Raw genomic sequence first — 9,481 nt, 5'->3', positions numbered from 1 at the left:
GCTTCTTGCTATAGCACTTGGAGTATAATTTAACTCTTTAATAACTTTCTGTACTCTCTCTCTAGTCTCTTCCTTTACATATCCAGAACTATTCAAAACTCTTGACACTGTTGATTGTGACACTTTAGCCATTTTGGCTATTTCACTTATTGTTACAGCCATACAAAACAACCTCGATTTCTACAATTTTTCTAATTCATACACTGTTTACAGCTTCACCTTAATAATGTGAAAGCGCTACCATGTATTCAATTGTAATATATATTAATGTGTATTGTCAATGTAAAGTAATATCACTTTTTCATATTTTATTGAAATAGTATATCACATTTACTTTATTAAAATTTATACGGCTTTTACTTTAAATTTTTAACTTACACATATAATTTACAACAAAAAACAAATAACCAAATCCCTACAAAGTTTCATTTTATACGTTGTTCTAAATATTAAAATATAATTGAAATTTTTCATATTATTTCAAATACAAATTCACATATCAAATATTATAAATAAACATATATTCCTATATATTAATTGTGATTATAAAATACCCAAAATCATTCACTTACATTTCAAGCTTTTTATTTTACATATATCAAAAATAATTTTATGTTTATATAAAAATAAAGCAATTGTTTTATTTTTATACAATTGCTTTATTTTTCATGAATTCTCTATCAGTTATTCAAATTAAGAATTTTTCTTTTTTAAAGTGCTTATAAATCTTTCAATTCTCTTAAGAGCTTCAATTATGTTATCCATAGATGAAGCATAACACGCTCTTATAAATCCTTCTCCACATTCGCCAAATGCATTACCTGGAATTGTAAGAACTTTTTCATTTATAAGAAGCTGTTCACAAAATTCATCTGAAGATATTCCTGTTGACTTTATACATGGAAATACATAAAATGCACCAAGTGGCTCAAAACAATCAAGTCCCATTTTCCTGAATCCATCAACAAGCACTCTTCTTCTTCTGTTATATTCCCTTCTCATTTCTTCTATGCTGTCATCTCCATGTTTAAGTGCTTCTATAGCTGCATATTGTGCTGTTGTTGGCGAACACATTATTGCATATTGATGAATCTTTTTCATCTGAGAGATTAATGCAGAATTACCACAAAGATATCCTAATCTCCATCCTGTCATTGCATATGCTTTTGAAAATCCATTTATAACAAGTGTCTTATCTTTCATTTCTGGAAATGATGCTATTGAAACATGCTGTTTGTCATAACACAACTCTGCATATATTTCATCTGAAATAACTATAACATCTTTATCTTTCAAAACTTCAACTATTGCTGCAAGCTCTTCCCTTGTCATTATTGCACCTGTAGGATTATTAGGAAATGGTATTATCACAACTTTAGTCTTAGGAGTTATGGCTTCTTCAAGTTCTTCAGGAGTAATTTTAAATTGATTTTCTGCCTTAAGATTTATGATTTTAGCAGTTGCCCCCGTAAATGCTGTACACCCTTTGTATGCAACAAAACTTGGTTCTGGTATTATAACCTCATCACCAGGTCCCACTAATGCTCTTAATGCTATATCAATTCCTTCACTTCCACCAACAGTTACTATTATTTCATCTAATGGATTGTAACTTAAATCAAATCTTCTATATAAGTATTTTGCTATTTCATTTCTCAATTCAATAAATCCTGCATTTGATGAATAATGTGTATGTCCCTGTTCAAGTGAATATATACCGGCTTCTGTAACATTCCATGGAGTGATAAAATCTGGTTCACCTACTCCAAGTGAAATAACACCTTCCATTTCATTTACTATATCAAAATATTTCCTTATGCCTGATGGAGGCATATTTCTAACATTATCCTTTACCATGTTCTCTAATATCATATAAATATTGCCTCCCTGTCTTCCACTTTCTTTTCTTTAAATATAGTTCCATGATCTTTATATTTCTTCAATACAAAATGAGTGCCTGTGCTTAAAACATATTCTTGAACTGCAAGCTTTTCAGATACAAAAAGTGCAACTTCTTTCATAGTCTTTCCTTCTACTATGACAGTAAGATCAAATCCTCCTGACATTAAATAACATGCTTTTACTTGTGGGAACTTGTATATTCTTTCAGCAACTTTGTCAAAGCCTTCACCTCTTTGAGGTGTAATCTTAACTTCAATCAATGCTGTTACAGTTTCACTTCCTGTATTTTCCCAATTTATAAGAGTTGTATATCCAGCAATTATGCTCTTTTCTTCATAATCTCTAATAGCATCACGTACTTCTTCAACAGTTTTGCCAGTCATTACTGCAATCTGTTCATCTGTATATCGGCTATTTTTTTCTAATATTTCGAGTATTTCCTCCATTAAAAACCCTCCATTTAACTATATTAATAATTTATGAATAGAATAAGAAACATTACCCTTATTATCATAAATACTTTAATTTTAAAAATAAAAAAATTCCATTCATCCACAAGGGACGAAGGAACTACTTCGCGGTACCACCCTAATAAATAGCTTTATACGCTATTCACTCAGTAAGAATATCTTATAATATTCTTTCCTTTATAACGTAAGGAACACGTCATAACCTAATTAAGAATAAAAATTTTATTCTCAGTTCTCAGCATGAAATTCAAAGACTGCTTCATTTAAGGATACCTGCTGAATCTCACCATACTTCAGCTCTCTAAAAAGTATATCTTAAATTACTATTTCTCATCATTATCTTTAACTAAAATTAAATTTCTAAATTAACTTTTGGCTTAAACCTATGTTTATTATTATAAACTCAAATACATAAATAATTCAATAGTATTTTGTATATTATTTCATATAAATAATATTTTTATGAATCTATCAAAATTTAATATTATTTTTTACCACAAATAAATAAACTGCCACACTATATACTTTATCCACTATATCTACATCATTTCATGCAGATAATAGACAAGTAAAGTCTATATCATGCAGCAGTTAATTTTTATTGATTTTGTCTTTGTTTGCGCGCCTTTCTACAGCTAGGGCATCTTACTGGATCATTTTCAAATCCTTTTTCTTTATAGAATTCTTGTTCTCCAACTGTAAATAAGAATTCCTCTCCACAATCTTTGCATATTATCTTTTTATCTTCCATTTCAATACTCTATTGTGAAAATATCAAATTTAACACAACAGCTGACCTCCTTTAAAAGTTAAATTATATATCAACACTTATATTATTCCTTACAATAAGTATTTTATTCATAACTTTCAAAAAATATATTGAAAAAAATAATTCAGAAGCTATATATTTAACACTTATAACACAAAAAGCTGTTAAAGGTAACTTATAAATTGAAAGGTTTTAATCTGCCACCTTAAGTTTAAATTTTCCATCAATTATTTTGACTTCACATTTTCCTCCATCTGAAAGTTTTCCAAATAATATTTCGTCAATAAACAATGGTTTTATTTTAGAATCAATAACCCTTATGATTTCTCTTGCTCCAAATTCCTTTGAAGTTCCAATTTCCGCTACATAATTACTGCATTCAGGAGTGAATTCAACTTCTATCTTCTTTTCTCTAAGTTTCTTCCTGAAATCATTAAGCTTTTTCACAGCAACTTCTTTTGCCATTTCTGAATTCATTCCATTAAATACAATAATCTTATCTAATCTGTTTCTGAATTCAGGTGTAAAGAATTTTTTAACTTCTTCCATTATAGCTTCTCCCTGAACCTCTCTGTCTCCAAATCCTATAAGTCTTTTCCCTATATTTTTGGCACCTGCATTAGAAGTCATAATTATTATGACATTTCTAAAATCTGCTTTTCTTCCTTTATTATCAGTAAGTGTTGCATAGTCCATAACCTGCAGCAAAACATTTAATATATCTTCATGAGCTTTTTCTATTTCATCAAGAAGCAATACACAATGAGGTTTCTTCCTTATTGAATCTGTAAGAAGCCCCCCTTCTTCATAACCTACATATCCTGGAGGTGATCCTATAAGTTTTGCAGCTGAATGTTTTTCACCATATTCACTCATATCAAATCTTACAAGATCCAAACCGAGCTTTTTAGAAAGACACCTTGCTATCTCTGTCTTTCCTACTCCAGTAGGCCCTACAAAAAGCATTGAAGCAACTGGCTTATCTTCTTCATTAAGTCCAGCACGAGACATTTTTATGCAGCGTACAACTTCTTCAACAGCTTTATCTTGATGAAATATATTTTCTTTTAATTCTTTTTCTATATACTTCAATGAATTTATTTCATTTGTTTCAACTGTCTGTTTTGGAATACTACATACCCTTGATATTATTTCTTCAATAATTTTTTCATCAACTATGACTTCTTCCATCTCATCATTATCATGAAGTATTCTTGCATATGACCCAGCTTCATCGATTATATCTATAGCTTTATCTGGAAGATATTTATCATTTATATATTTATCACTTAAAACAACTGCATTTCGTATTGCTTCATCTGTATATTTTACTTTATGATACTTCTCATAATTTTCTTTCAATCCATTTAATATGTTTATAGAATCCTCAATTGAAGGTTCAATTACATCAATTGTCTGAAATCTTCTTATGAGAGCCTTATCCTTTTCAAAATATTTCTTATATTCATCAAATGTAGTTGCTCCGATAAATCGTATCTTTCCTTCTGTAAGATATGGCTTTAAGAGATTTGAAGCATCTAATGCACCTCCATTTAACGCACCAGCACCTACAATATTGTGTATTTCATCTATATATACAATTGCTTTATCTTTTTTACTTATAAGGTCAAGAATTCTCTTTATTCTCTCTTCAAAATCTCCTCTATATTTTGTTCCGGCAATTACAGATCCAATATCTAATGAATACATGTTACTTTCCTTAAGCTTATTAGGAACATTTCCATCACTTATCAATTTTGCAAGTCCTAAAGTAATTGCAGTCTTACCAACACCAGCTTCTCCTACATGTACAGGATTATTCTTACTTCTTCTGCATAATATCTGTATTGTTCTCTGTAAAATATCCTTACGTCCTATTAATGGATCTAAATTTTCTTCCTGAACTTTTTTTATAAGATCTGTTGTATATTTACTTAAAAAGGCATCTTCTTTTCTAATTTTTACTTTTTCATCTTCTCCGCTTTCAGCTTTCTGTTCCTCTTTCATCTCATCAATTTCATCTTCTATTTTAGAATTATATTCTTCATCCTTATCATGGCATAGATAAAATAATAAATCTCTCTTTGTTACTCCTTCTTGAAGAAGATAATATAATGCATAACTGTCTTCAAGTGTAAAAATAGCTGCCAGTATGTGATCCACATCTATTACTTCTTTTCCGCTATATTTGACTTGTTCATCTGCTGTAAGTATAACTCTCTGAAATTCAATACTTTCTTGTGGTTCTCCATTTCCTACTGATATATAAGTCCTTATATAAGTTTTCAAGTTATATTGAAGACTATGTATATCTCCCCCACATTCCTTTATTGCGTTAGCAACTCTTTCATCAAACGTTGCTGCATATAAAAGATGTTCAGGCGTTATATATTCATTATTTCTATTTTTTGCTTCTTCATATGCCCTTAAAATTACGTCATTAAGATTACTTGTAATTTTCATATATTTAAGCCTCCTCTGTCGTCATTTTGAAAGGAAATCCCTCATTTTTAGCCATTGACATCGCTGCTGCTACTTTTGTTACTGCTATATCATAGCTATATATTCCAGCCACACCTCTGCCTTTTTTATGTACATCAAGCATTATTTTTTCTGCTTCCACAACACTTTTATTAAAAATCCTCACCAAAACTTCTATGACAAATTCCATTGTTGTGTAATCATCATTATGCATAATAACCTTATAATTTTTAGGTTTTTTCATCCTGATTTTACTCTTCTGCTTAGTAATAATCCCTGTTTCCATATTAACCTTATCACCTTCCTAAAATACTTCATATAAGATATTATAAATCTTTCTTTAATTTTATCACATATTTTAACTGATAATATAAAATGCAAAACTTGAAATGTGAAAAATAATTATAACATGTAATATAATATATGCTATTATTTATAATCAAAATAAATGAAGGATATGTTTTAGTATTAGATTAAAATATTTAAAAAATAAACATACAGAATATTTTATCATACCCTGTATGTTTATGTTTCTATTCGACACTCTGATTTTTTGTTCTAAATCTTGATGTCCATATATGTTTAATCAGTTCGCTTTCTTTCATTATATATAGTGATTCCCAATGTAAGGGCAAAACCTCCCCATAAAACCACTGCACCAACACAGAACAATGCTAATGATATTGAACTCATATAATCTCACCTTCTTTCAATAAAACATCTATATATGCTTTTCTTTCCATTCACTTCTCGTAATCATTATTGACACTATAATCCCTATAACAATAACAGACCATCCATAAGCAAATAATGCTGATATTGGATATCCTCCATAAGGATTTTTAATTTCTCCTAAGAAACTCTGTACTAACATAAATATAAGCATTGCTGGAGTAAGAAATTTTATAACCATATCCCACCACTTTCCTATTTTAAAATAAGATATTTCATTAGTGTGATTTCTTATTGTTTCAGGTTTTACAATCCACCCTATCAATATAACTTCTAATAATCCTACAACTACAATTCCATAATTATTTATAAAATTGTCAATTATGTCTAACAGATATAGTCCTGCTCCTGTTGCATATAACATACTAACTAAAAAACCTAGTACACATATTACAGTAACAACTTTTTCTCTCTTCCATCCAAACTTGTCCCTAAATGGAGCTGAAACAGCTTCTGTAAGAGAAACTGATGAAGTTACTCCTGCAAATAATAAACATAAAAAGAATAAAACTCCTAATACAGTACCTATAGTTCCCATTTCATTAAAAACTGCTGGAAATACCACAAAAGCTAATCCAACTCCACTTGAAACAACTTCTGACATTGGAACACCTTTAGCATTTGCCATAAATCCTAAGATTGAAAAAACAGCAATTGCTGATAAAAATTCAAATCCACAATTTGCAAAAGCAGTCATAAATGCACTATTATTTATATCTGTCTTTTTAGGAAGATAACTCGAATATGTCATCATTATTCCCATTGCAAGACTTAATGAAAAGAATACTTGTCCATAAGCTGCCACCCATACTTTAGGCTGCATAACCATTGACCAGTCAGGTGTAAACAATGTATTCAATCCAATAACAGCACCTTCAAGAGTAACTGATCTTACTGCGATTATTATCATTATTATAATAAGAGTTGGCAATAATACTTTATTTGCTTTTTCTATTCCACCTTTAACTCCTTTATAACAGATAAACCAGTTTATAATCCATAAAACACTTATTCCTATAAGAATTGGCCAGACAACTCCTCCAAAATCAAATGGTGAATCAGTAAGATTCAAAAAACTGTTATGAAAAAATCCATTAGAATCTTCTCCCCATGCTTTTGTAAAACTAAATTTAAAATAATTGACAGCCCAACTTAAAATCATTGAATAATAAGATAAAATTATAAATGCACTTATTGTAGGCCACCATCCAAGCCATTCCCATTTTTTGCTTGCTCTTGCCATAGCAAGTGGTGTAGAGCCTTTAAATTTGTGGCCCATACCATACTCTAAAATCAATAATGGTATTCCAGCTGTAAATATAGCAAAAAAATATGGTATTAAAAACGCTCCTCCTCCGTTTGAATATGCCACATACGGAAATCTCCATATGTTTCCTAATCCTACAGCAGATCCAACAGCAGCTAATATAAATCCCAGCTTAGACCCCCATTGTTCTCTTTTTTCTTCCATAATAATATTTCCCCCTATCACTTCAATTCCTCTTCATTTGTTTAATGATATGTCTATAATATTATAACTTATTATCAAAATCAAGCTTTTATTATCGAATTTTACCAATTTTATATGATTTGATATAATTTAATTAATATATATACAGTTTTATTAATAAATTTATCATTTAACCAAAAATAAAACTGTTTTATAAAAACTTCTTTATTTATTATAAATTGTCAATTATACATTAGATATTACTTTGACTTTCATATTTTCTTTATCTATTCCTATAACATCCTTTTCATTTATCATATAATCTTTTATTATATTAAGATTTTTCTTTGATATTATTTCTCCTGGACATATAATTGGAATTCCTGGTGGATATGGGATTATAAATTCCTTTGAAATCCTCCCTTCACATTTATCAATATCTACAGTCTCATACTCTGCTTCAAATGCTTCATATGGCTCTAATGCTTTTTTAGGAATTTCCTTTTCAAAACAATTTTTATATAAATCATATTTTTGCTCTAATTTTTCTAAATCCATATCATATACAGCTTCATATATCTTTTTAAATTCTTCTTCAGTATTAAATGGTGATAATATCAAAACTACTCCTTGTGAAAAACTCATTTCGCTTTGTATCTTTTTCTTTCTTAAATAATTTAATAATTTGTGTCCACTATAACCATGAGGAAGAATCATCAAATATCTTGTTTTATCTATATCATAATCTCCGTGTATGTAGATATCTCTTTGTGATAGAATTTTCACTTTTCCTATATCATTTATTTTATCTTTCCATAACTCTGCCATATATATAAGTCTTTTATAATCTTCTTTTCCATAAGAATCCATATAATATCTTGAATAGTCTAATGATGCCATAATAAGATATGATGGTGATGTTGTCATAAATGTCCTTAAATAAAATTCAAACTTATCATTTATATCATTCACAGTAACAAAAGCCCCTTGTGTTAGTGCTGGAAGTGTTTTATGCGCACTAAGAACAACATAATCTGCAATGGACGTCATGCTTTCTGGAAGTTCTCTGCTCATCCCAAAGTGAGCTCCATGTGCACTGTCTAATATAACTTTAAGTCCTCTATTTTTCATGTCATTTATCACATTTTTTATATTAAAGGTAATTCCAAAATAATTTGGATAAGTCAAAATTATGCCCTTTGGGTTACTGCTTTTCTCTAAAGCAGCATAAATGTTCTTATCATCTGGAGGGAGAAAAATTCCAAGTTCATCATCTATTACAGGTTCAATATAAACTGCCTTTAACTTTCTCAAAACAATAGCATTATAAATAGACTTATGACAGTTTCTTTCAACAATTATTTCATCACCTTCATTAAAGCATGCAAAAATACAGCTCAAATTTCCTCCTGAACTTCCATTGACTAAAAAATATGCCTTTTGTGAATTATATGTCTGTGCAAGAAGTTTCTGTGCTTCATCAATAACTCCTTCTGGATAATGCAGATTATCTAATGGGTCAACTTCTGTAATATCGAGCCTTCCCATTCTTTCCATAAATATTCTTCCCATTTCATCTTTTTCAAAACCCTTTCCACATTTGTTTCCCGGCATTGATAATATTAAATTTTTCTCATCATGATACTTAAATAATTCTTCTAATAATGGTGCCTTCAC

9 protein-coding genes and 1 other annotated feature are annotated in these 9,481 nt (G+C 29.4%); all 9 genes read right to left on the bottom strand.

The genetic code is table 11. The features are described from left to right. On the bottom strand, positions 1–162 hold a 162-nt coding region (locus Q0F58_RS07385), incomplete at its 3' end, for a LacI family DNA-binding transcriptional regulator (protein ID WP_294374416.1). Between the two features lie 531 nt (positions 163–693). Further along, complete coding sequence (locus Q0F58_RS07380) at positions 694–1,872, bottom strand: aminotransferase class I/II-fold pyridoxal phosphate-dependent enzyme (protein WP_294374413.1); 1,179 nt, start codon at positions 1,870–1,872, stop codon at positions 694–696. Beyond that, positions 1,869–2,348, bottom strand: a complete 480-nt coding sequence (locus Q0F58_RS07375; protein WP_293981688.1) for an Lrp/AsnC family transcriptional regulator — start codon at positions 2,346–2,348, stop codon at positions 1,869–1,871. Before Q0F58_RS07375 ends, Q0F58_RS07380 begins: the two co-directional genes overlap by 4 nt. Before the next feature lie 108 nt (positions 2,349–2,456). Beyond that, positions 2,457–2,718 (bottom strand) — a binding site (T-box leader). A gap of 252 nt (positions 2,719–2,970) precedes the next feature. After that, positions 2,971–3,123 (bottom strand): zinc-ribbon domain-containing protein, encoded by a 153-nt coding sequence (locus Q0F58_RS07370; protein ID WP_294374411.1) that lies wholly within the window; start codon positions 3,121–3,123, stop codon positions 2,971–2,973. Between the two features lie 210 nt (positions 3,124–3,333). Then, positions 3,334–5,604 (bottom strand): ATP-dependent Clp protease ATP-binding subunit ClpA, encoded by a 2,271-nt coding sequence (clpA, locus tag Q0F58_RS07365; RefSeq protein ID WP_294374408.1) that lies wholly within the window; start codon positions 5,602–5,604, stop codon positions 3,334–3,336. Positions 5,605–5,608: 4 nt separating this feature from the next. Continuing rightward, a complete protein-coding gene (locus tag Q0F58_RS07360) occupies positions 5,609–5,908 on the bottom strand; it encodes an ATP-dependent Clp protease adaptor ClpS (protein ID WP_294374405.1) in 300 nt (99 codons plus the stop codon). A gap of 296 nt (positions 5,909–6,204) precedes the next feature. Then, complete coding sequence (locus Q0F58_RS07355) at positions 6,205–6,315, bottom strand: MetS family NSS transporter small subunit (RefSeq protein ID WP_294374401.1); 111 nt, start codon at positions 6,313–6,315, stop codon at positions 6,205–6,207. A 28-nt stretch (positions 6,316–6,343) separates the two neighbouring features. Then, the gene (locus tag Q0F58_RS07350) at positions 6,344–7,825 is read right to left on the bottom strand and encodes a sodium-dependent transporter (protein ID WP_294374400.1); all 1,482 of its coding nucleotides are present in this window, start codon (positions 7,823–7,825) and stop codon (positions 6,344–6,346) included. 225 nt (positions 7,826–8,050) lie between these two features. Next, positions 8,051–9,481, bottom strand: coding sequence for an aminotransferase class I/II-fold pyridoxal phosphate-dependent enzyme (locus Q0F58_RS07345; RefSeq protein WP_294374398.1), 1,431 nt, complete (start codon positions 9,479–9,481; stop codon positions 8,051–8,053).

It is taken from the genome of uncultured Clostridium sp., assembly GCF_934754915.1.
Classification (GTDB): Bacteria; Bacillota; Clostridia; order Clostridiales; family Clostridiaceae; genus Clostridium.
Note: the sequence above shows the minus strand (reverse complement) of the source record. Positions and strands in the feature narration are given on the sequence as shown.

Excerpts from the sequence above, each read along its gene's own strand:
- Q0F58_RS07355 (WP_294374401.1), bottom strand. The coding sequence starts at position 6,315 with ATGAGTTCAATATCATTAGCATTGTTCTGTGTTGGTGCAGTGGTTTTA.
- clpA (WP_294374408.1), bottom strand. The coding sequence starts at position 5,604 with ATGAAAATTACAAGTAATCTTAATGACGTAATTTTAAGGGCATATGAA.
- Q0F58_RS07360 (WP_294374405.1), bottom strand. The coding sequence starts at position 5,908 with ATGGAAACAGGGATTATTACTAAGCAGAAGAGTAAAATCAGGATGAAA.
- Q0F58_RS07380 (WP_294374413.1), bottom strand. The coding sequence starts at position 1,872 with ATGATATTAGAGAACATGGTAAAGGATAATGTTAGAAATATGCCTCCA.
- Q0F58_RS07370 (WP_294374411.1), bottom strand. The coding sequence starts at position 3,123 with ATGGAAGATAAAAAGATAATATGCAAAGATTGTGGAGAGGAATTCTTA.
- Q0F58_RS07350 (WP_294374400.1), bottom strand. The coding sequence starts at position 7,825 with ATGGAAGAAAAAAGAGAACAATGGGGGTCTAAGCTGGGATTTATATTA.
- Q0F58_RS07375 (WP_293981688.1), bottom strand. The coding sequence starts at position 2,348 with ATGGAGGAAATACTCGAAATATTAGAAAAAAATAGCCGATATACAGAT.